The sequence below is a fragment of the Wolbachia pipientis genome (assembly GCF_030373985.1).
GTDB classification, from domain to species: Bacteria; Pseudomonadota; Alphaproteobacteria; order Rickettsiales; family Anaplasmataceae; genus Wolbachia; species Wolbachia pipientis_D.
The window spans coordinates 182,314-204,172 of the sequence record NZ_JAUCRB010000003.1; the positions used below are offsets into that span (position 1 = coordinate 182,314).

General features: G+C 34.9%; 21 protein-coding genes and 2 tRNA genes. 15 read left to right on the forward strand and 8 right to left on the reverse strand.

Going from position 1 to position 21,859, the window contains the following annotated elements:
• Positions 1–606: 606 nt before the first annotated feature.
• From QUS22_RS03995 to ccmE, 8 genes are read left to right on the forward strand one after another with little or no spacing between them, the layout of a single operon-like run.
• A complete protein-coding gene (locus QUS22_RS03995; protein ID WP_289513705.1) occupies positions 607–1,194 on the forward strand; it encodes an NADH-quinone oxidoreductase subunit J in 588 nt (195 codons plus the stop codon).
• Positions 1,185–1,493, forward strand: coding sequence for an NADH-quinone oxidoreductase subunit NuoK (nuoK, locus tag QUS22_RS04000; RefSeq protein ID WP_289513706.1), 309 nt, complete (start codon positions 1,185–1,187; stop codon positions 1,491–1,493). The genes QUS22_RS03995 and nuoK overlap by 10 nt, the downstream gene beginning before the upstream one ends.
• A 4-nt stretch (positions 1,494–1,497) precedes the next feature.
• On the forward strand, positions 1,498–3,354 hold the full coding sequence (nuoL, locus tag QUS22_RS04005; RefSeq protein ID WP_289513707.1) for an NADH-quinone oxidoreductase subunit L: 1,857 nt from the start codon (positions 1,498–1,500) through the stop codon (positions 3,352–3,354).
• 3 nt (positions 3,355–3,357) lie between these two features.
• Positions 3,358–4,800, forward strand: coding sequence for a complex I subunit 4 family protein (locus QUS22_RS04010; RefSeq protein ID WP_289513708.1), 1,443 nt, complete (start codon positions 3,358–3,360; stop codon positions 4,798–4,800).
• The gene (locus QUS22_RS04015) at positions 4,797–6,200 is read left to right on the forward strand and encodes an NADH-quinone oxidoreductase subunit N (RefSeq protein WP_289513709.1); all 1,404 of its coding nucleotides are present in this window, start codon (positions 4,797–4,799) and stop codon (positions 6,198–6,200) included. Before QUS22_RS04010 ends, QUS22_RS04015 begins: the two co-directional genes overlap by 4 nt.
• The gene (locus QUS22_RS04020) at positions 6,200–6,991 is read left to right on the forward strand and encodes a biotin--[acetyl-CoA-carboxylase] ligase (protein WP_289513730.1); all 792 of its coding nucleotides are present in this window, start codon (positions 6,200–6,202) and stop codon (positions 6,989–6,991) included. The genes QUS22_RS04015 and QUS22_RS04020 overlap by 1 nt, the downstream gene beginning before the upstream one ends.
• Positions 6,988–7,125, forward strand: coding sequence for a CcmD-like small membrane protein (locus QUS22_RS05660; protein WP_458783159.1), 138 nt, complete (start codon positions 6,988–6,990; stop codon positions 7,123–7,125). Before QUS22_RS04020 ends, QUS22_RS05660 begins: the two co-directional genes overlap by 4 nt.
• A complete protein-coding gene (gene ccmE, locus QUS22_RS04025; protein WP_289513710.1) occupies positions 7,109–7,507 on the forward strand; it encodes a cytochrome c maturation protein CcmE in 399 nt (132 codons plus the stop codon). Before QUS22_RS05660 ends, ccmE begins: the two co-directional genes overlap by 17 nt.
• Positions 7,508–7,516: 9 nt before the next feature.
• Here the strand turns inward: ccmE and QUS22_RS04030 are convergent, their stop codons facing one another.
• Positions 7,517–8,227 carry an ABC transporter ATP-binding protein gene (locus QUS22_RS04030; RefSeq protein ID WP_289513711.1) on the reverse strand — a complete coding sequence of 237 codons (711 nt, stop codon included), beginning with the start codon at positions 8,225–8,227 and terminating at the stop codon, positions 7,517–7,519.
• Complete coding sequence (locus QUS22_RS04035; RefSeq protein ID WP_289513712.1) at positions 8,220–9,002, reverse strand: MlaE family ABC transporter permease; 783 nt, start codon at positions 9,000–9,002, stop codon at positions 8,220–8,222. The genes QUS22_RS04030 and QUS22_RS04035 overlap by 8 nt, the downstream gene beginning before the upstream one ends.
• Before the next feature lie 240 nt (positions 9,003–9,242).
• Between QUS22_RS04035 and rpmF the strand changes: the two genes are divergently transcribed.
• From rpmF to QUS22_RS04050, 3 genes are read left to right on the forward strand one after another with little or no spacing between them, the layout of a single operon-like run.
• A complete protein-coding gene (gene rpmF / locus QUS22_RS04040) occupies positions 9,243–9,425 on the forward strand; it encodes a 50S ribosomal protein L32 (protein ID WP_174133065.1) in 183 nt (60 codons plus the stop codon).
• Between the two features lie 10 nt (positions 9,426–9,435).
• On the forward strand, positions 9,436–10,473 hold the full coding sequence (gene plsX / locus QUS22_RS04045) for a phosphate acyltransferase PlsX (protein WP_289513731.1): 1,038 nt from the start codon (positions 9,436–9,438) through the stop codon (positions 10,471–10,473).
• The gene (locus QUS22_RS04050) at positions 10,466–11,446 is read left to right on the forward strand and encodes a beta-ketoacyl-ACP synthase III (protein WP_289513713.1); all 981 of its coding nucleotides are present in this window, start codon (positions 10,466–10,468) and stop codon (positions 11,444–11,446) included. Before plsX ends, QUS22_RS04050 begins: the two co-directional genes overlap by 8 nt.
• 15 nt (positions 11,447–11,461) lie before the next feature.
• On the opposite strand, the gene QUS22_RS04055 is transcribed toward QUS22_RS04050, so the two are convergent.
• From QUS22_RS04055 to QUS22_RS04075, 5 genes are all read right to left on the reverse strand, one after another.
• Positions 11,462–11,830, reverse strand: coding sequence for a hypothetical protein (locus QUS22_RS04055; RefSeq protein ID WP_289513714.1), 369 nt, complete (start codon positions 11,828–11,830; stop codon positions 11,462–11,464).
• A 122-nt stretch (positions 11,831–11,952) separates the two neighbouring features.
• Positions 11,953–13,806 (reverse strand): aminopeptidase P family protein, encoded by a 1,854-nt coding sequence (locus QUS22_RS04060; protein WP_289513715.1) that lies wholly within the window; start codon positions 13,804–13,806, stop codon positions 11,953–11,955.
• A gap of 8 nt (positions 13,807–13,814) precedes the next feature.
• Positions 13,815–15,746, reverse strand: a complete 1,932-nt coding sequence (gene mnmG, locus QUS22_RS04065; protein WP_289513732.1) for a tRNA uridine-5-carboxymethylaminomethyl(34) synthesis enzyme MnmG — start codon at positions 15,744–15,746, stop codon at positions 13,815–13,817.
• 143 nt (positions 15,747–15,889) lie between these two features.
• Positions 15,890–16,357, reverse strand: coding sequence for a hypothetical protein (locus QUS22_RS04070; protein WP_289513716.1), 468 nt, complete (start codon positions 16,355–16,357; stop codon positions 15,890–15,892).
• Between the two features lie 125 nt (positions 16,358–16,482).
• Positions 16,483–16,555: transfer RNA gene (locus QUS22_RS04075), tRNA-Gly, on the reverse strand.
• 159 nt (positions 16,556–16,714) lie between these two features.
• Between QUS22_RS04075 and QUS22_RS04080 the strand changes: the two genes are divergently transcribed.
• From QUS22_RS04080 to QUS22_RS04095, 4 genes are all read left to right on the forward strand, one after another.
• Positions 16,715–17,335 (forward strand): ribonuclease D, encoded by a 621-nt coding sequence (locus QUS22_RS04080; protein ID WP_289513717.1) that lies wholly within the window; start codon positions 16,715–16,717, stop codon positions 17,333–17,335.
• Positions 17,336–17,452: 117 nt separating this feature from the next.
• Positions 17,453–17,779: a thioredoxin gene (gene trxA / locus QUS22_RS04085; RefSeq protein ID WP_289513718.1), complete on the forward strand. Its 327-nt coding sequence runs from the start codon at positions 17,453–17,455 to the stop codon at positions 17,777–17,779.
• 39 nt (positions 17,780–17,818) lie between these two features.
• A tRNA-Ile gene (locus QUS22_RS04090) sits at positions 17,819–17,892 on the forward strand.
• A gap of 195 nt (positions 17,893–18,087) precedes the next feature.
• Entirely contained in the window at positions 18,088–20,004 is a 1,917-nt protein-coding gene (locus tag QUS22_RS04095) for an ATP-dependent helicase (protein WP_289513719.1), read from the forward strand.
• Positions 20,005–20,049: 45 nt separating this feature from the next.
• Here the strand turns inward: QUS22_RS04095 and QUS22_RS04100 are convergent, their stop codons facing one another.
• Complete coding sequence (locus QUS22_RS04100; RefSeq protein ID WP_289513720.1) at positions 20,050–21,027, reverse strand: quinone oxidoreductase family protein; 978 nt, start codon at positions 21,025–21,027, stop codon at positions 20,050–20,052.
• Between the last annotated feature and the right edge of the window lie 832 nt (positions 21,028–21,859).

Here is a 21,859-nt window from a genome sequence, read left to right on the forward strand (position 1 = left end):
TAAAAATTGAGTAAAACAAGAGGTATTGTTTTATCCTTTGCTACTTGGTCTTTTGCTACTAACTACACAACCATATTCATGATTCTTTTGTGCTTCTTTATCATTAAGCAAGACATTTTCTTGCTTTGTTAATTCTTTGATTAAGTTTTCCACTTTTCAAGGATAGTTGAAACCCTGGTTTGCTATTTCCGGAGTTTACACAGAAATATCCAACATCATCTCACATATCTTTGTCCCCTGTTCTCTTTAGGTAAAGAACATGCTACTTTTTTTATCTATTATTCTATTCATAACTTCTATAGGGACTTGTGTGGGGCCTGCAGTAGAATATTCTCTGCGTAGTAAACACTTGTACTAAAAATTAGCAAGATTAAATACTTTTTTGCTTGTAGAAAATAATGAATCATTTATGCTATTTGACAACCTCGACTCTATTATAAACACTAAATAAGTAAGTTAGCCTTTTCAATTAAGGGACTTTTACAAAATTTTGAAAAGTTATTTTACACATAAATCTAGATTGGAGCTTTACTGTGACTCAACTATTTATTGACTTCATGACAATAGTCACTTTAAATTAGTAACTATTGTTGCAGTAAAGTATCAATGTCTTTTTTCTTTTATTTTTATGCAATTCTTGGTATCTTATCTGCTGTCTGTGTGATTAGCGTAAGGAATCCTGTACATGCAGTATTATTTTTAATTTCCACATTTGTTAACTCTACAGTTCTTTTCATCCTCCTTGGAGCTGAGTTCATTGCTATGATGGTGCTGATAGTATACATCGGTGCGGTTACAGTGTTATTTCTCTTTGTAGTTATGATGCTCGATGTTGACTATATAAGGTTACGCCAGGGTTTTACAAAGCATTTAACTCTCAGTGCTATATTATGTGCTGTGTTTTTTCTAATTATTAGCTTTGTAATACGTGGCTCAGCGTTGAATATAAGCAATGTTATAAACTATAATGCCAATAATGTGAAAGCTATCGGTAATTTGCTCTATACTGACTGTATGTATGCTTTTCATCTTTCTGGTATTCTGCTACTTGTTGCAGTTGTTGGTGCAATTGCTCTTACTTTGCAGGATAAGAAAAAGAGAATTAAGAGACAGAATGTATTAAAGCAATTGACGCAATCTTCATCTGTAAAATTAGTTAAGGCTAAATTTGGAAAAGGAGTAGAATGGAAATAGGATTAAATCATTTTTTGATAGTTGCTGCTATTTTGTTCACTATTGGAGTGTGCGGTGTTTTCATTAACCGTAAGAGCATAATCAATATACTGTTATCAATAGAAATATTACTCCTGGCAATCAACATCAATCTAGTTGCTTTTTCTGCTTTTATGAATGATATAGTTGGGCAAATTTTTGTCATGTTTGTTTTAACTGTTGCAGCGGCAGAGTCAGGAGTTGGGCTTGCAATATTGGTTGTATATTATAGAAACCGTGGCAACATAGATGTCGAACGAGCGAACTTAATGAAAGAATGAAGGTATGATGGATATACTGAAATTAATAGTGTTTTTGCCACTATTTGGTTCGTTATTTGCAGCGTTTTTTAGAAAAGATATTTTTAGTCAGTTAATTACAACTGTAGGAATTGGAATATCTGCAATTTTATCTTGGTATGTGTTTCTCACCTTTGCTGAAAACTATCATTTAGTTTTGTTTCCTTTATTTTCATTAAGTGTATTAAAAGTAAATTGGGCAATTAGCATAGATGCTTTCTCATCTTTAATGCTGATTGTTATTACAACTGTTTCGCTGGTAGTTCACCTATATTCTATTGGTTATATGGAGCATGATAAGGGAAGACCGAGGTTTTTTTCTTATTTATCGCTGTTTACGTTTTGCATGATTGTGCTGGTTGTGAGTGACAATTTCGTGCAGCTTTTCTTTGGCTGGGAAGGGGTTGGCTTGTGCTCTTATTTACTCATAGGGTTTTGGTTTCAAAAGTATTCTGCGAACAATGCAGCATTCAAAGCATTTGTTGTAAATAGAGTAGGGGACTTTGCACTATTAATTGGAATTTTTCTTATTTATTATACATTTCATTCTTTGAAATTTACTGAAGTTTTTGACACAGCTGATCTTCTTGGTGCGCAGAACATTAAGGCATTCTGCTGTGAGTTTAAAATAATTCATATAATATGTGTGTTGCTATTTGTCGGCTGTATGGGAAAGTCTGCTCAGCTTGGACTTCATGTTTGGTTGCCAGATGCGATGGAAGGGCCAACTCCTGTGTCTGCACTTATTCACGCGGCAACGATGGTGACGGCAGGAGTGTTTTTAGTAGCAAAATGTTCTCCATTGTTTGAACTATCAAGTGTGACACGAGAATTAATAGTTATTGTTGGTGCACTCACTGCTTTTTTTGCAGCTACTGTTGCGATTACTCAGAATGATATAAAGAAAATAATTGCTTATTCAACCTGCAGTCAACTTGGTTATATGTTCATGGCATGTGGCCTTTCTGCTTACAATGTTGCTATTTTTCATTTAATGACGCACGCTTTTTTTAAAGCTCTACTATTTCTTGGTGCAGGTAATGTAATTCATGCAATGCATCATGAACAAAACATTCAAAGGATGGGGAATTGCTGGAAAAAAATCCCTTACACTTACACTTTTATGTGGGTTGGGTCTCTTGCACTTTCTGGGATATTTCCATTTGCAGGTTTTTATTCAAAGGACTTGATAATTGAGCATGCTTATAGTGCAAGTAGTTTTGCCTTTATAATAAGCTTAGCTGTTGCGTTCTTTACAGCATTTTACTCTTGGAGGTTATTACTTCTTGTGTTTCATAGCCAAAGACAAAGTAAAGTTAATATACACGATGCACAAAAGATTATGCTTATGCCCCTATTGATACTTGCTTTTGGATCGGTGTTTTCTGGAACATGGGGAGCAGATATTTTGAATATAACTAGTAATGAATTTTGGAAATCAAGTTTAGTGGTTGTTGATGAGCATGAAGTTCATAGTTTCTTTATAAAATTACTACCGACCTTGGCAAGCCTAAGTGGGATAGCACTTGCGTTTCTGGTTTACTACTATCAAAAATTTAAGCAAATTGAAAGTAAGCTTTTACTTAAATTTTTGCAGAATAAATGGTACTTTGATAAGATATATGAGTTTGTCATAATTGCACCGATGAAGTTTATTTCTAGGCTTCTATGGAAGTTTGATGTTAAGGCTATTGATTCATTTGGGCCAAATGGTGTTGTAAGGTTGGTTAATGAATGTTCAAAGGGTTCTATAAAGTTACAGACTGGTTATATATTTGATTATGCATTTATTATGTTTGTTACTTTGATAATCGGTGCCTTGTATATTATTGGAATTAAATAAAAAGTGTTGTTACTTAGTATATTCTTGCTTCCACTAATAGGAGCATTGATTTTATCTCTAATCAAGGTTAATCATAAATCTATATACCTAAGGTTCATCTCTCTATTTTGTGCTGTACTTCCACTTCTGCTTAGCATTGTAGCTTGTGTAAAGTTTGATTATAACAGCGCAGACTTTCAGTTTGTCAGCTACCTAATTAAAAATATAGGAATAGGAGTAGATGGTATATCGTTGCTCTTCCTTTTGCTTACAACTTTCTTGTTTGCTATTTGTATACTCTACAATTGCAAAATGAGTTATAAGACTCTTAAACCATATATGGCATTGTTTTTGCTGCTTGAGAGTTTTATAGTCGGGTTCTTTATTTCGCTGGATGCTATAAGCTTTTACGTGTTCTTCGAAGCTGTTTTAGTACCAATGTTCTTTATTATTGGCATCTGGGGAGGAAAACAAAGGATATATGCAGCATTTAAGTTGTTTCTCTATACACTGACTGGTTCACTATTGTTTTTGCTTGGGTTGGTATACATTTATAATGTCTTTGGAACGTTTGATATACAGAAATTAGCCACATTAATGCCAAGACTTGATTTTGGAGTGCAGTCATTACTATGGGTTGCATTTTTTGTTTCTTTTGCGATAAAAGTGCCAATGTTTCCATTTCACACTTGGCTTCCTGATGCACATGTGCAATCACCAACTTCTGGATCTGTGATTTTAGCTGGCTTGCTTATTAAAATGGGAGGGTACGGCTTTTTAAGATTTTCTATTCCAATGCTTCCTCAGGCAAGCTTGTATTTTTCAAATTTTGTTGTTGTGCTCAGCATTATTGCAGTAATATATGCTTCACTAGTTGCTTTTGCTCAAGATAATATAAAGAGGTTAATAGCTTATTCTTCAATAGCACATATGGGGGTCGTTACTGCTGGCCTCTTTTCATTTTGTGAGGAGGGAGTGCTTGGTGCTATATTTCAGATGATTAGTCATGGTCTTATTTCTGCTGCTTTATTTTTATGCGTCGGGATGCTATATACTCGAACTGGAACTTTGGAGATTGCAAAGTACTTTGGCATAGTAAACATGATGCCAAAATTTGGTTTTATGTTCATTTTATTTTCAATGGCTTCAATAGGACTACCAGGAACGTCTGGGTTTATAGGTGAGTTTTTGGCTATGATAGGAATGTTTGAGAGCATAAGATTTTTTACAGGGTTTATCGCACTTGGCACTGTTTTAAGCGCAGTTTATATACTAAATTTATGTAAACAAACAATATGGGGGGTTAGCTATTCTAAATTGTTGAATAATCTTTTGGATAGCATAGAATTTTCTGTCTTAATTCTGCTTGCAGTGTTTGTTATTATGCTTGGGTTTTACCCAACTCTTGCACTCAGTTATTTGAAGCCATGCATAGCAAATTTATTAATCAAATATAATACTCTATGAGTTATATACAGATATTGCCGGAAGCGTTCTTTATTGTTTCATCGTTAGTGTTGCTGTTGCTTGGAATTGTGTTTAATCGACGCGTTGTTAACTTACTGGCACTGGGTTGTACAGTGATCGCCTTGATTATTTTAGTTCTCTCAGCACAAAATAACGAAGCTTTTTTCTTTGATTCATCGTTAAAACTCAACTTATACATCAGGTCGGCACAGGGGTTAATCCTTACAACGGGAATTTTAGTACTTTTGCTGCTAAATTTATCAAAATATGATTACAAATATGAATTTTCAATATTGATTCTTTTTGCGCTGTTTGGCATGGTAACCTTGGTTTCAGCAAATAGTTTAATTTCTTTTTATTTAGCTTTTGAATTGATGAGTATGTCTTTATATGTTCTTGCAAGCTTTAATAAAGATTCAGTATATTCATGTGAAGCAGGGGTGAAATATTTTACGCTTAGTGCATTTTCTTCTTGTATTATGCTGTATGGAATGTCGCTGCTTTATGGGTATACAGGACAAATCAATTTTTCTGAGTTAAGTTCACTCCTGCAAAACCATCGGATAACTTATGGGATAGTTTTTGGATTAGTTTTTATCTTTATTGGTTTGTGTTTCAAGCTTGCTATTGCTCCCTTCCATATGTGGGCTCCAGATGTCTATCAAGGTGTACCCACCATAGTGACTGCGTTTTTTTCTACTGTTCCAAAAGCTGCACTTGTAACATTTTTAATTCGATTGTTTATGCAGAAAGAATTAGTAGATATAGAGAAGTATTCTCAACCTGTTCTTTTATACATTTCAACATTATCTGTACTTATCTCAGCTTTTGGGGCTTTGCACCAAAAAAACTTAAAAAGGCTTCTAGCTTACAGTTCAATTGGTCATGTTGGTTTCATATTTGCTTCACTTTCTACCTTTACACAAATGGGAACGAATAGTTCCTTAATGTATTTGGGGATATATATCATTACAAGCATAGGATTGTTCTCATATTTCATACAAATTGACGATGATCATTGCAATATTGCAAGTTTATCTGGTATAGGGAAAAAACGCCCGGCTTTAGCTTTTCATCTTTCTGTAATATTACTTTCGATGGCAGGAATACCTCCACTTGCAGGTTTTTTCGCTAAACTTTTTGTATTTGAAAGCTTAATCAATTCTGGCTTTATCAATCTATCTTTGATTTTCGTGATAGCGAGTGTTATATCGTGTTACTACTATCTAAATATCATAAAAGCTATGTATTTTGATAAGGCTAGTGGTAATAAAATTGCTTATTCTAAGGGTCTATTCATTATCACTTCAGCGGCTTCATTAATTAATGTTGCTCTTTTTATATACGTAGACGATTTATATTCATTAATTCATTTAGTAACTAAAGGGTTAGTAAAGTGATCCTCCCTGAGACGTTTGAGGGCTTTCATATTCATCATTACCAAAAAGTTTCAAGCACTAATAGAGAAGCGTTGGATTTAATTGATAGCGGAATATCAAATGAAACTGTTATTATTGCCGATAAACAAACAGAGGGTAGGGGGCGTACTGGAAAAAATTGGGTTTCTCCAGAGGGCAATTTCTATGCGAGTTTAGTGATCAGTCTTTTGCAAGTTCCACTGTGTAATACTCAATTGCTGGATTCCAGCATCAGCTACTTAAGTGATAGAGAAAATTTAAGCGAATTAACAGAATTGACTTTTATTACTGCCCTTGCTGTTGGTAACACGTTGCTGTTATTTATAGATGACAATAACGTTCAATATAAATGGCCAAATGATGTCTTTGTTAATGGTAAGAAAATAAGCGGAATATTGCTTGAAAAAAAATCCAATTCAAATTGGTTGATTATAGGAGTTGGAATTAACGTTAATCATGCGCCACTTTCAGAGGCAACGTGCATTGGTGATTATGGAAAATCTATGTCTAATATAGATTTATTAAAAGAATTAATATTAAATTTTAATAAGCTAAGAAAACAATGGATATTTGATGGGTTTCATGCTATAAGAGAAATATGGTTGAAGAGAGCATTCAAGATCAACAAGCAAATCAGTGTAAAGTCAGCTGACAAATTGTACGAAGGGATTTTTATTGATATAGATAAAAGTGGTAGGTTGGTATTACAGCAAAGAGATAATAGCTTAATTTATTTTGATACAGGCGAGCTATTTATTGATAATACATTATGAACACGTATGTAATTTTTGCTTACCTTGTTAGTTTTACATTGATTGCTGGAGAGCTGGTTTTTACCATTTCTTGCTATGTTAAAAGTAAAAAAATTCTAGAAAGGCTTAAAAATAATAATGAAGAAGAAACATAAGCGGTTACTTATAGCTTCGGGAATTTTTTTCTTTTTAAATTGTATAGTTTTTTTTATTCTGACAACACTTAAAGAAAATATCTCGTTTTTCTATACAGTAAGTGAGGCGATAGTTTTGCCAAATAATCAAAAATCAATCCGCATTGGTGGAATGGTTGTTGAAGATAGTGTAGTACGTAATGAAAGTGAAGTGATTTTTAAAATGACAGATTTTAACAAAAGCGTTGTGGTGAAGTATCAGGGAATACTTCCTCCAATGTTTTCAGAAAAAAGTGGTGTTGTTGTGCAAGGTAAAATGTTTGATAGTGGCGTCTTTTTGGCAGACACAATATTTGCAAAACATGATGAGAATTATATGCCTCGAAAGCAAATAGTAAAATAGAGAGTTTTATTACTTTGTATGTATATAGCGAATAAATTTTCTTATATATTCGTTTCTGGTATTTTGTATTTCTTGAACAGTTCCGTGGGAGATGATATTTCCCTCATATAGTACAGCTATTTTATCAGCTATTTTGAATGCACTGTGAATATCATGTGTAATTGTGATAATTGTAAGGTTAAGACTTTTTGACAGCTTTATTATTATTTCGTTCACTATATCTGACATAATTGGATCTAATCCTGAAGTTGGTTCATCCAATATAATGATTTCAGGGTTGTGTGCAATTGCTCTTGCGAGCGCTACCCTTTTCTTCATCCCACCCGATAACTCTATCGGAAACATATCTGCTATGCTTTCCTCCAGTCCAACATTGTTTAGCTTTTTTATTGCTAATAGCTTTGCTTCCTTTTTGCTGATGTTGAAGCGTTTTTTGTAATTAAAAGATATATTTTCCCATACTGTAACGTAGTCAAATAAAGCGGAATTCTGAAACAAAATTCCAAATTTGTTTTTACTTTCACTATTTATTTTAATAGATCCTGAATCCGGTGCCAGCAAACTGATGATTGTTTTTGTTAATACAGATTTGCCACTTCCTGAGCCGCCAAGTATGACTAATGATTCACCTTTCAATATATCAAAACTTAGATTTTTTAGTACTGTTCTGTCATCGAAAGATAAGCTTAAGTTCGATATTGATATTATTGGGCTACGCATGTACCAAAGTAATCATATAGTTTGCTAAAATGATCAGTATGGACGATAAAACAACAGTTGCTGTTGTAGCAGCACCTACTCCTTGTGCCCCTTCTCTACAATAATAACCGTAATAGCAGCTTGAGACAGAAATTATGGCGCCAAAAGCAGTTGCTTTTACTAGCCCAATAATAAAATCGTACATATTAAAGAATTGAGCTGTATATTTTATGTATATATTCGAATTATGGTTAAACTCAAAAACTGCAGTGATATATCCCCCGAATATTCCTATTAGATCTGCACATATTGTGAGCATAGGGAATACTATAACTGATGCTAAAATTCTTGGTGCAATCAAGTATTTAAAAGGGTTGATGTTTAAAGTTGTAAGTGCATCTATTTGTTCTGTGATGCGCATTGTGCCAATTTCTGCTGCAATTGATGATCCAACCTTTCCTACCATTATTAAGCTGATCAAAACTGGCCCTAACTCTTTAATTATAGTGATTATAACAAGTTTGGGTATTATCTGTTCTGGATCAATCAATGAGCCACTCAAATTACTTTGCAAAACTATTACTGCTCCTATAAAGATTCCTGTGAGCCCAACAATTGGCAAAGAAAAAAAGCCTATTTCTATTATTTGCCTTGCTACGTTACCAAAATAATATGGTGGTACGAAGCAGTGATACAGAGATTGAATAAAAAATATAAATGCGCTACCAAGTAGCGACAAGAAGTTGATAAAGCACCTACCGATTATTCTAATACCATTTATATCAAAAGAGCTCACTTTGCATCTGTCTTAGCTAAAAATTAGTTTTACTGATTTTATTGAAGTTTTTGTTAACTTCGTTGCAAAGTATAGCTAAGATTTGTCCTAAGTTCAATATACTTTGATTAAGGTGCTTCAGTTTAAAACTTATAGAGCTTAATTGTATAAGCAAGTCTTACTTATTTTACTATCACTGTTTACTTCTTGTAAAGAACATGTTACTAATAAATTGAATTTTTCAGTAAGATGGGGGAAGTTTTGGCAGTTCCAAAAAGAAAAAAATCAAAATCAAGGCGCAATATGCATCGTTCTCATCATGCGATTGAGCCTAAAAACATTGTAGTATGCACAACAACTGGAGAATTTATGTTGCCTCATAACATAGCAGTTGATGGCAGCTACAAAGGAAAAAGGGTTTTCATCAAACAACAGGCAGAATAACTATCATGGTATGTTACCCACGGTCAGCGATAACATAATCATTGCACTTGACGCTATGGGGGGTGATTTTGCGCCCCTCTCAGTGATTCAAGGTGCTGGTTTTTTTTTGGATAACCTTGTTGATCCAGCGGTTAAAGTTTTTTTTCATATTTATGGAGATCATAAAGAGATATCTCCTTTGCTTTCAAAATATAAGAAGGTGAGTGGTAATTCTGAGTTTACCCACTGCTCTGACAATGTTCTTGCAAGTGATAAACCATCATTTGCGTTGAGGCATCGTAAAGACTCAAGTATGAAAGCGGCCATTGAGGTGGTGAAAAGAGGTAAGGCTTCTGGAGTGGTATCTTCAGGCAACACCGGAGCATTGATGGCAATTTCCAGATTGGTTTTAGGAACATTGCCAAACGTTTATCGCCCTGCTATTGTGTCCGTTTGTCCAACTAAGGCAAAAAGCTTTGCGCTGCTTGACCTTGGTGCAAATGTTGATTGTAATGCCGACTCATTATTTCAATTTGCATTGATGGGGAGTATATTTGCAAGAGTAGCATTAAAAGTTGACAATCCTGAAGTTGCTTTGTTGAATATTGGTACAGAAGAAGTTAAAGGCACTGACTCAGTACGGGGAGCTTTTGAATTACTTAAAAATGCTCCAAGTGTTAATTTCAAAGGATACATAGAAGCAAGTGAATTTTTAGAAGGTAATATAGATGTAATAGTTGCTGATGGCTTTGTTGGTAATGTAATGCTTAAAACAGCTGAGGCTACTGCAAGTACTTTTATAAATCTATTAAAGCAAGAAGTGTTCAATTCATGGGCAGTGAAAATGCTTGTTGGTATATTGTTGAAATCCAAACTAAGTAAGACATTAACACGTTTTAATCCTAAAATTAGAAGTGGAGCTATGTTTTTAGGGCTAAATGGTATCGTTATCAAAAGTCATGGAAATTCTGATGCTGTTTCTTTTGCCCATGCTATAAAATTTGCAGTAAATGCCATTAGTGAAAATTTAAATCAGAGGATAATTAGCGAGGTAAGTCACATTGAATAAGAGTTTCATATTAAGCACTGGATCTTACCTGCCAAAGAAAACGCTGAGTAACGACGAAATTGCATTGAAGGTTGAGACAAGTGACGAGTGGATTAGGCAGAGAACAGGGATAACTCAAAGGCATATAGCAGACGAAGGAGAATTAACTTCAGACCTAGCTGTTAATGCAGCAAAAAATGCTATAGAAAAAGCTAAAATTTTGATGGATGAAATTGATTTAATCATAGTTGCAACAACAACGCCTGATAAAACTTTACCTAGTTGTGCAACAATAGTGCAAAGTAAGTTAAAATGTGTAAATGCATTTGCTTTTGATGTGCAAGCAGCATGTTCTGGTTTTATATATGCGGTTACAGTTGCTGATTCGCTTATAAAATCTAACAATAGAATTAAATATGCGCTGGTTATAGGTGCTGAAATAATGTCTAGAATTGTTGATTGGGAAGATAGATCAACTTGTGTGCTTTTTGGTGATGGTGCTGGTGCAATGGTAATAAAATCTGCAACGCATTTTAATGAAATAACTGAGAACCCCACAAGGGGTATAATATCAACCAACCTATATTCTGATGGTAATGTGGATATATTATGTACAAATGGGGGAATATCCTCAACTGGTGATCCTGGAAAAATATGCATGAATGGAAGAGAAGTGTTCAAGCATGCAGTGGATAAGTTAACAGCCTCAGTAAGGGAAACACTGAAATGCAATGATTTGAAAATTGCTGATATTGATTGGTTAGTTCCTCACCAAGCAAACATTCGTATTATTGAGGCAGTAGTAAAGAAGTTAAATCTCTCTATGAAAAAAGTGATCAATACAGTTGATAAGCATGCAAACACCTCAGCAGCATCAATTCCAATAGCGCTTGATAACGCAACACAGGAATCAAAAATAAAACCAGGAAGTTTTGGTCTATTAATTGCAATAGGTGCAGGTCTAACCTGGGGTTCCGTGTTACTATGCTATTGATAATTCCAGCTATTACTATTTATTATTTTCAATCTTTTCCATCAATTTCTTAACCAAGCTTCTCAGTTTTTTACTGGATTCATCAAGCTCTTGGATCTGCGAGCTATCCTTTTTCATGAGCTTCTTATAGTTACCTTTTATGTAATCAATCATTTCCTTCATTTGAGTGATCATTTTGTCAATATCCATGCTACCTAAACTAGGTATTGTGCCAGACATAGAACTGTCTAACATACCGCCGGCCATAAGCTGCTGAGACATTTGCATAAATGGCTTTAAGGTCTGATTAAGCAGCTCAGGATCCTTGGCTAACTTCTCTATTTGCTCCTTGCAAGTATCAATATACTGCTTCATAAATTCATCTTCTTGCACTTTATCTGTCATAATTATACCTGCCTAAAAATATGTATCTTCTATTATATATTGTTTTAAAATTAAAAACAATACAAAATACCCATCACAACTCAGCAGAACACCTTAAGGAATAAAAAGAGCCGCTTCTTTGTTTATAAAGGGTCGCATAATTTCTTTAACCATTCCTTATCTTTGATATTATTTTCTAAGTTTTTATAGACAAATCGATGGTAGCTATTTGTCCAATTAATTTCGTCTTGGGTAAGCATTTGCACATCTATTAGCCTTCTATCATATGGAATGGAGGTTAGTTGCTTAAAGTTTAAGAAGTCGTTTTCTTGCCTGCTAACATACATCAGATTTTCAATTCTTATTCCATACTTCCCTGGAATGTAATACCCAGGTTCATTGGAAAGTATCATTCCTGGCATAAGTTTTACTTTATTTCCTTTTGATATTGCTTGTGGCCCTTCGTGTACTGATAGATAGCTTCCTACTCCATGCCCTGTACCATGCATGTAATCTATTCCAAATTTCCATAGTTGAGTACGTGCTAATATATCCAATTCTCCACCAGTAGTGCCAAGAGGAAAGGTGACACTTGCTACAGCAATGTGAGCTTTCAATACTATTGTATAGTGGGTTATTTGTTCATTAGTTGGATTGCCAATTGCTACAGTTCTTGTAACATCAGTTGTGCCGTCAAGGTATTGGCCACCAGAATCAATCAAATATAGTCCATCTTCCTGAATTACTTTATTTGTCTTACTACTTGCACGGTAATGAATAATTGCTCCATTTTCATTGAATGCGGAAATTGTTGGAAAACTTGATTGCTTAAACAAAGCCTGCTCTTTTCTATATTCTAAAATCTTTTCTTCGGCTTTGAGTTCAGTAGTTTCATAAAACTCCTTGTTTGAATAATTAGCATTTCCTTTAGTGTCACTCCAGCGTGTGACGCTAGAATCTATATTTTTTTCTTGGATCTCAGTGTCAAGCACTGTGATGACAGCTGTAGCTTGGTCTGGTGTCATCCCAGTATGTGGTACTGGAATTTGCGTCTCAGTTTCAGTAGATTTTTCAACTGATCTATTGGCAAGCCAATATAGAAAACTCGTAACTGCCATTCCATCCCTGATGTGTGCATTGATAGCACCAGCTATTTCAGTTTGATTTTTTACTGCTTTATGAATTAAACAAGGATCCTCTCTTTCAACTAATTGCTTATTTCGTATTATAGCCATAATACTCATTGGAGTTGTACTTGGATCTATAATTATTGAATTTAGCTTGCACAGAGAACTTTCTAGCTCACTAATATCAAAAACATTTACGTGATTGCCCAGATTTGCTTCTATAGTCGAATGTTCTTTATCTTGAATAAACAAATCAACATTACCGCTTTTATATAATATAGCGCGGCCAAATATACATGGAGTATATTTAGCATTTTCATTTCTTAAATTTAATAACCAAGAAATAGAACATGGGTCAGTTAAAAGCACTGCTTCAGCTTTTTTATCCATGCCTTTAGCGACTTTTTCACATTTATTCTTGCTACTTTCGCCAGAATACTCAGTTGCGTGCAAAACTATCGTTTGTTTTTTATGATGACTTTCTTTTTTAATTGAATAGGGTACTGATTTACAAATATCTTCATATTTTCTTATCTCTTTTACAGTAAAATATTGCAAATAATAACCTAGCGAGGTAGTCGATGTTAAGTTTGCTTTTACCCATTCGCGTGGATCCTCTTCTTGTATATTATATACTTGAAAATTGTTCCGATCTAACTGATTGCGAGCTTGTAAGATATAGCGTCCATCTGTAAAAAATGGGCACTTGTTGTTTTTTGTAACAATGAGTAGCCCATTTGTTCCTGTAAAGCCACATAACTTGGTTAACTCATCTGAGTATTCATTTAAATACTCATCTTTAGTGTGCAACATAAACGCATCAACATTTATTGTAAACATAAAAGAACGAAATTCTTCAATTTTTGACATGGAATGCCTTACGCAGAATTAGCAGCTACTTTCATTTTCTTGTTTCTCAAATACATTAATATGCTCATTATTGCTGCGGGAGTGATACCTTGTATTTGCTTTGCAATGCCAATTGTTGTTGGTTTTATCGCCTGCAATTTTTCTATTACCTCACTTGATAGACCTTTGACTTGTGAATAATTGAAATTGGTTGGAATTTTGGTATTAGTTTCCTCTCGCAGAAACTTCATATCTGCTTCTTGTCTTACTAGGTAAGGCTTGTATTTTGCTTCAATTGCAACTGCTTCACGTATTTCATTTTTAACTGTATTATCCATTTTGGTGTCATTCCAGCGCGTGACGCTGGAATCTATATTTAACTCCGGCCATATCTCTTGTAATTTATTCCAGTTAATGTTAGGGTAACTGAGTAAGTCTAATGCCGTTTTTCTTATTCCATCATAAGATATTTTAATACCATAAGAATTAAGTTGTTCTGGGGTAATTGTCAGGCTTTCTAACTTTTCTTCAAGTTGCTTAATAGATTTAAGTTTATTCTGTAAAACAGAGTATCTTTCATGTGACACAAGGGAAATATCATAACCTTTTTGTGTTAATCTCCTATCTGCATTATCTGATCTGATTGCTAGCCTATATTCTGCACGTGAGGTGAATAGTCTGTAAGGCTCGATTACCCCTTTAGTGACTAGATCATCTATCATTACACCGATATATGAATCCGTGCGGTGGAGAACAAAGCTTTCTTTTTTTTGAGATGTAGAGAGTGCTGCGTTAATTCCGGCGATAATTCCTTGCCCTGCTGCTTCTTCATATCCAGTGGTGCCATTAATTTGACCGGCAAAGTATAGACCTTTAACTTTCTTAGTTTCAAGAGTATGAAGTAGCTCTCGTGGATCGATATAGTCATACTCAACTGCGTACCCAGGTCTTAGAATTTCCGCGTTTTCAAGTCCTTTGATACTATTTATCATTTCATGCTGTACTTCAACAGGCAATGAATTCGAAATTCCGTTTGGATATATAGTGTTATCATCGAGTCCTTCTGGTTCTAAGAATATTTGGTGGCTATGTTTTTCTGCAAATTTTTTAACTTTAGCTTCGATGGATGGGCAGTATCTTGGTGCAACAACGTCACTTAGATATGAGGAAGCTGACCTGTGCAGATTTTCTCGAATTATTCTGTGTGTATTTTCATTAGTATGAGTAATGAAGCATGAAACCTGAGGTTGGTTAATTTTTTCCGCGAGATAAGAAAACGGTGTAGGTGGATTATCACCTACTTGCTCTTGTAATATTGACCAATTTATAGTGCTAAAATTGAGCCTTGGCGGGGTTCCAGTGCGCAGCCTACCTAGTTTAAAATCATGTTTCTTCAACGTATTTGCAAGTTCTATTGTAGACTTATCTCCCATTCTTCCTGAAGGGGTTGTTTGTTCTCCTATATGGATCACACCTTGCAGGAAAGTTCCTGTAGTTAAAATGACTCTGCCTGCTAGTATACGTTCTCCTGAGCTTGTTATTACAGCTTTAATGTGCGGTTTTCCATTGCTATTACTCTCTATAAGAAAATCATCAACCGACTCTTCTTTTACTGTCAAATTGTTATAATTTAGAACAATTTCCTGTATTGCTTGCTTGTATAATTTTCGGTCTGCCTGTGCACGTGGCCCCCATACTGCAGCGCCTCTGCTGCTATTTAAAATGACTGAATGTATGCTGGCTTGATCAATTGCTCTTCCCATTATTCCATCAAGAGCATCAACTTCCCTGACTACAACACCCTTTGCAACTCCTCCGACTGCTGGATTGCAGGACATTTCTCCTATAGTTGAAATTTTATGAGTTATAAGTAGTGAGTTTGCGCCAAGGCGAGCTGCAGCTGCAGCTGCTTCACACCCCGCATGACCACCACCCACTACCACTACATCATATTTATGCATGCTTTTTTGAGTAATTCTTACCCTACTAATATTGGGATTATCAGCGGTCGATGTCAAATTTTACGGTAATACAGTACCATTTCTTCCGTTATCTCAGCGTTGCACACTAGAATGACAAAAAACAAAAACCTTACTTTGTTAGCTTAAGCTGGCTTACACTCTTTTCCTTTTGAAGAAAAACGTTCAACTGTAGGAGAGATGATATATTCATTCACTTTTTCAGCTATTGGTTCTATAATATATTCCGCTGCAAGAATCGCTGCAATTAGTGCTACAGCTCCTATTAATGCACCTGTTAAAGTTACTGATCCCATTCCAAGCATTGCACCAGGAAAAATAGCAGTTGCAGCTTTAGCAAGACCAACTCCGATTGCAGCGCCTGCAACACATAAGCAAGCAAGCATAAAAAAATCTCGTTTGGAGCAACTTCCATTTTTTACATCATTAAAAAGCCCACATATAGATAACAAGGCTAAAGGAACAGCAGCAACAATTTCACTTATAACTAAAGGTGATAAAGCTGTAAAACTCAATCCCACACCTGTGAGTGCTCCTATTGCAGCCCCCACTATTGATAGCACACCAAGAAACTCTAGAAATTCCTTATCCATACATCCCCCTTGATTAATTTAATAACTATTTTTTCTACAGAGCTTTTAAACTCTCTCTATTGTCATTATGATTAGATTAATTGAATGAGCAAAGTAATTTTTTTATGAAACGACCTTAGAAAAAGAGCGGGAGAAGGGGTTCGAACCCTCGACCTCAACCTTGGCAAGGTTGTGCTCTACCAACTGAGCTACTACCGCAGTTAAATTAAATCTAAATTTCATTTCTTAAATTATAGTAGTATACAACAATTTGTAAACCCCGTACATATTAAAAATGTAAGCAACTATGTTTATATATTTGTGTACTAAAAACTCACTTTCAATTATTATTAACTTTTTATTATTCCACAAAGCCTTATGAGGATATTTGTATATAAAGACGACCTACCAGCTAGTTCAATACCAGGTAATGTGGGGCCTGTAGCTGTTGATACGGAAGCAATGGGGTTACTTCATGGCAGAGACAGACTCTGCCTTGTGCAGCTTTCTTTCAACGATGGAAACGCTCACTTAATCCAATTCAAGAACGATTATGCAGCTCCAAATTTAAGAAAAATATTGGGGGATAAAGATATAACTAAAATATTTCACTTTGCACGATTCGACATAAGCATAATACGTTATTATTTGGAAACTTGGGCGCTTCCATGCTATTGCACCAAAATAGCTTCGCGTTTGGTTCGTACCTATACTGACAACCACAGTTTAAAAGACTTATGCTTAGAGCTACTTAATATCAAATTAAATAAACTGCAACAATCTTCTGATTGGGGAAATGATGATTTAACAGACAAACAAAGAAGTTACGCTGCGTCTGATGTCTTATATCTCCATAAAATAAAAGAAAGGCTAGATTTAATGCTAGAACGTGAAAACAGAAAAGAACTAGCACAAAAGTGCTTTGAATTTCTTCCTACTCGTATTGAGTTGGATTTAATGGGGTGGGAAAACGTGGATATTTTTAATCATCAGATGTAATAGAAGTTTTTTGCTTATGTGAACACTTTAGGGCAATTTTTCAAGCTCTCTGATAAGAATCTAGTTGATTGATTGCTGATTTATGCGCTATATTTTGCTAATAAAATTAGGTATTTTATGAGTGACGATATTACATTAGTAAATGATCAAAGTTTTAAGTCTGAAGTTGCTGATTACAAAGGGTTTGTGTTGGTAGACTTTTGGGCAGAGTGGTGTGGACCATGTAAAAGCCTAATGCCGCGAATTGAACGGTTAGCTAAAGATAAAAGAGGCAAGATCAAGATCTGCAAGTTCGATATAGATGAAGGAACTGAAGTGCCAGGTAAATACGGAATTCAATCCATACCCACTTTAATTATATTTCAAGATGGTAAGGAGATTGCACGCAAGATTGGTGCGATAAATAGTTTGTCAGATTGGGTTGATAGCGAAATAAGCCAATAGACAAATTTGTTTTTATATGTATTATAAATATTAATGAAGGGGATTGTAGCTCAGTTGGTTAGAGCAGTTCGCTCATAACGAATTGGTCGTAGGTTCGAGTCCTACCAATCCCACAGGTTATATCGGTTTTGGTGTATGTACGATATTTCCATAAGTGTTCCAGTGCCATTTGGCTAATCTTTCAGCAGTTGTCAAGTTTAGGTGACTGCTTCTTAATATATTTAGGGTGAGTTTAAAATAAACAACAAAAACTTTACAGAGCGCAAACAATAAGGTTAACTTATGTAACTATATTCGGTAGGGCTGCAATGAACGATTACCTCTCACTGCTAAATTCAGAACAACAATCGGCTGTAACTAACGTGGATGGGCCAGTTCTGATATTAGCGGGGGCCGGAACGGGAAAAACGAGAACAATTACCTCAAGAATAGCGCATATAATTAGAAATGGCTACGCTAATTCCGATAAGATATTGGCAGTTACATTCACAAACAAAGCTGCAAGTGAAATGGTATCAAGGGTACTTGAACTCACAGGCACAAATATACCATGGCTTGGTACTTTCCATGCGATTGCAGCAAGAATTTTACGCCGCCATGCTGAAATTGTGGGTTTAAACTCTAACTTTACAATCATTGGTGTGGATGACCAATTACAGATAATAAAAAATATTATTAATGAAATAAATCCTGATTACTTATCAGAAAAATGTAAGACCATTATGAATATCATTCAGCAGTGGAAAGAGAAGTGCTTACTGCCATCTGAAGTGAAAAACATTCAATCATTTAGGCCTGTATACGTAACTGCACTCAAAGTCTATTACCAATATCAGGAAAGGTTGAAGTTTCTTAACTCTGTCGACTTTGGTGACTTATTGCTATATAACATACAACTCTTCAATCAAAAGACTGAAATCCTTTCCTACTACCAGAATAATTTTAAGTATATTATGGTGGATGAATATCAAGATACAAATGCAATACAATATCTTTGGCTGAAATATCTTGCAAAAGAGCACTCAAATATTTGCTGTGTGGGAGATGACGACCAATCGATATATAGTTGGCGTGGTGCAGAAGTCGAAAACATTTTAAAATTTTCCGACGATTTTAAAAATGCAAAGACCGTTAAACTAGAGTGTAACTATAGGTCGACATCCCATATACTTGCAACTGCGTCATATGTAATAAATCACAATAAAACTCGCTTAGAAAAAAAATTGTGGACAGTAAACACTGAAGGGGAAAAGGTAAATCTGATAAAATTATGGGACGGTAAAGCTGAAGCAAGGTTTATAAGCGAACAGATATTAAAGCTCAATAAATACAGATTTAGTGACATTGCAGTGTTGGTGAGGGCTACTTTTCAAACTAGAGTTCTGGAAGAGTATTTTATAAAATATTCAATTCCTTACAAGATCGTAAGTGGCGTAAAATTCTATGAACGTCAGGAAGTTCGCGACATAATTGCATACTTAAGACTTATTACAAACAATAACGATGATCTTGCTTTTGAAAGGATCGTGAATCGACCAAAAAGAAGCATAGGGCCCACTACTATGAAAAAGATATATACGATCGCTCAAGATAACAAAACTTCTTTTTTTGAGGCGACAAAAATACTAGTTGATAGTAATCAAGTGATTGAAAGGATTAAGCTCTCACTCAACGATTTTTTGAATAAAATTAAAGCTTGGGAAGAGATAGTAAGTGTAAAACTACTTCATGAGTTTGTTGAAACTATAGCAAATCAATCAGGGTATATTGAAATGCTTGAAAATGAAGGAGCGACAAGCTTAGCACGAATAGAAAATGTCAAAGAGCTCATTTCATCTTTAAAGAATTTCGATAATGCTACAACTTTTTTAGAGCACATAAGTTTAGTGACGGAAGTGGATAATATGAATAATGACGACACCGTATATGTTATGACTCTTCATGCAGCTAAGGGGCTTGAATTTCCATGTGTGTTTCTACCTGGCTGGGAAGAGGGACTATTTCCTCATCAAAGATCTTTTGAGGATAAAAGTGGTAAAGCTTTAGAGGAAGAAAGAAGACTTGCATATGTTGGAATAACCAGAGCAAAAGAAAGGTTGATAATTTCATGTGTAAACAGAAGGGAGATAAATAACCAGTGGCAATCGATGTATACCTCGCGATTTATTAATGAGCTACCAAGAGAAAATGTTGAGGTAGTTAGAAGTAACATTGCCTATTGTTGAAATAGGTAATATTCAACAGATAGCTAATTAAAGTTACTAGTTTACTTAAGAAATTTTTATAATGTTTAATCCACTTACTTTCCTGTCTTCCATATCGCGGTGAGCCTTTATTATTTCATCAAATTTATATTTTTTGTTGATCCTTACAGTCAAAAGTTTTTTCCTTACCATCTCAAAGATTTCCATCGCAGTAAGGGCCAACGTGAATCTGTCATGCTTATAATGATATATTGAAGTTCCTGTAGCAAATAACGAACGTGAGCTAAGTAAAGAAAAACTAACCGGAGCTCTACCTGATATTTGTCCATAAGAAACATATATGCCAAACTTGCCTAACGATTCAAAAGAAAGCTTGCTCGTAGCATAACCTATAGGATCATACACTGCACCCACTCCTTTATTTTGTGTAATCTCCATAATTTTAGAAACACAGTCTTTATCATTGTAATTTACTGCGTACGTACAGCCGTTCTTTAAAGCTATCTTCATTTTTTCATCGGAGCTCACAGAACCTATAACTACACTTTTTTTATTCTTTGCCCATTGGCATATTATTTGTCCTAAACCGCCACTGGCTCCATGTACAAGCACAACAGTGCTAGGCTTTATTTTGTAAGACTGATTCACTAAATAGTGAGCCGTCATACCTTTAAATAGCACTGCAGCTACAGTTTCATCTGGTATTTCATCTGGAATTTTTATCAAATATTTCTGGTGTATGACACGTTTTTCGCAGTATGCTCCAGGTGGTGCTGTGCAGTATCCAACTCTATCTCCAACTTTTAAGCCATCACTTATTTTTTTACCAAGCTTTTCAACAACTCCTACTGCTTCAACTCCAAGGACTGATGGCAAATCTTTAATTTTGCGAAAGCCTTTTCTATGTTCCAAGTCATAACGATTCAAACCAATAGCTGTGTGACGTACTAAAACTTCCTCATCTTTTGGCTCACCTATATTCTTACCTATAAACTCTAATACTTCTGGTCCTCCAGTTCTTTTAATTTGTACAGCTCTAACCATAATGAATATAAGAAAAGACTTCGATTATGTTATCTAATAACCAATATCTTGTAAAATTATTTAGAGATATGCGCTGTTAGACATGCGTTAGTAACGGGTGATTGTTAAGCTATAAATGTAACTAAAGTATGTAAGAAAAAAATTCAAGGGACGTTTCCAACTCTCTACACTCAGCCACAACTGTACGAACATTGTGATTTGAAAGCAATCTTCACCAAGAGGGTGTCATACAAGTAGATACAAGCTTAAAACATTAATGCTTTTTACAAGGTATATAATCCTAACGGTCTTTACCCACCCATCTGGACACAGTATCACTCTTTTGCTTATTATAGTCTTTTGACTTTTTTTAAGATGCAACCCAGGAATTTTATTAAATTGGTGAGTATAAAAGTAGCTGTTTTATGTTAAAATATAACTTTTTTGATGATTATGGAAAGATTGAATGCTAGTGCCAGCTACTTGCATGACACCATTTGTTGTGCGAATTGTCTTGGTAAAACAAATGTTCGTACAGTTGTGTGTCAGCTACTTGGATTATACCCCTTTCGGACTCTTAAAACTGCAACCAACCTAAGCTGTAAGCATTAAGAAATTTACTAAATAAAAAAGAGGCAAAAGAAACTCAAGTTAATACCTATTTTCAGTATTGGCATTATTTAAGTCCTAAACATTGCGATCTAGCTGCTTTTAAACTGCAACTAACCTTAGCTTTAATGCTTAAGAAACTTACCAAGCAGAAAAAAAAGACAAAAAAAACCGTTGTAGCTAGTTATTCTACTCTTTATTTCAAAATTTGACGTTGGGTGATGTCTTGAACGCTTTATAAGCG

Excerpts from the sequence above, each read along its gene's own strand:
- QUS22_RS04100 (WP_289513720.1), bottom strand. The coding sequence starts at position 21,027 with ATGGTTAGAGCTGTACAAATTAAAAGAACTGGAGGACCAGAAGTATTA.
- QUS22_RS04070 (WP_289513716.1), bottom strand. The coding sequence starts at position 16,357 with ATGGATAAGGAATTTCTAGAGTTTCTTGGTGTGCTATCAATAGTGGGG.
- ccmE (WP_289513710.1), top strand. The coding sequence starts at position 7,109 with ATGAAGAAGAAACATAAGCGGTTACTTATAGCTTCGGGAATTTTTTTC.
- QUS22_RS04030 (WP_289513711.1), bottom strand. The coding sequence starts at position 8,227 with ATGCGTAGCCCAATAATATCAATATCGAACTTAAGCTTATCTTTCGAT.
- mnmG (WP_289513732.1), bottom strand. The coding sequence starts at position 15,746 with ATGCATAAATATGATGTAGTGGTAGTGGGTGGTGGTCATGCGGGGTGT.
- QUS22_RS04015 (WP_289513709.1), top strand. The coding sequence starts at position 4,797 with ATGAGTTATATACAGATATTGCCGGAAGCGTTCTTTATTGTTTCATCG.
- QUS22_RS03995 (WP_289513705.1), top strand. The coding sequence starts at position 607 with ATGTCTTTTTTCTTTTATTTTTATGCAATTCTTGGTATCTTATCTGCT.
- QUS22_RS04060 (WP_289513715.1), bottom strand. The coding sequence starts at position 13,806 with ATGTCAAAAATTGAAGAATTTCGTTCTTTTATGTTTACAATAAATGTT.
- QUS22_RS04080 (WP_289513717.1), top strand. The coding sequence starts at position 16,715 with ATGAGGATATTTGTATATAAAGACGACCTACCAGCTAGTTCAATACCA.
- nuoK (WP_289513706.1), top strand. The coding sequence starts at position 1,185 with ATGGAAATAGGATTAAATCATTTTTTGATAGTTGCTGCTATTTTGTTC.
- nuoL (WP_289513707.1), top strand. The coding sequence starts at position 1,498 with ATGATGGATATACTGAAATTAATAGTGTTTTTGCCACTATTTGGTTCG.
- QUS22_RS04095 (WP_289513719.1), top strand. The coding sequence starts at position 18,088 with ATGAACGATTACCTCTCACTGCTAAATTCAGAACAACAATCGGCTGTA.
- QUS22_RS05660 (WP_458783159.1), top strand. The coding sequence starts at position 6,988 with ATGAACACGTATGTAATTTTTGCTTACCTTGTTAGTTTTACATTGATT.
- trxA (WP_289513718.1), top strand. The coding sequence starts at position 17,453 with ATGAGTGACGATATTACATTAGTAAATGATCAAAGTTTTAAGTCTGAA.
- QUS22_RS04055 (WP_289513714.1), bottom strand. The coding sequence starts at position 11,830 with ATGACAGATAAAGTGCAAGAAGATGAATTTATGAAGCAGTATATTGAT.
- plsX (WP_289513731.1), top strand. The coding sequence starts at position 9,436 with ATGTTACCCACGGTCAGCGATAACATAATCATTGCACTTGACGCTATG.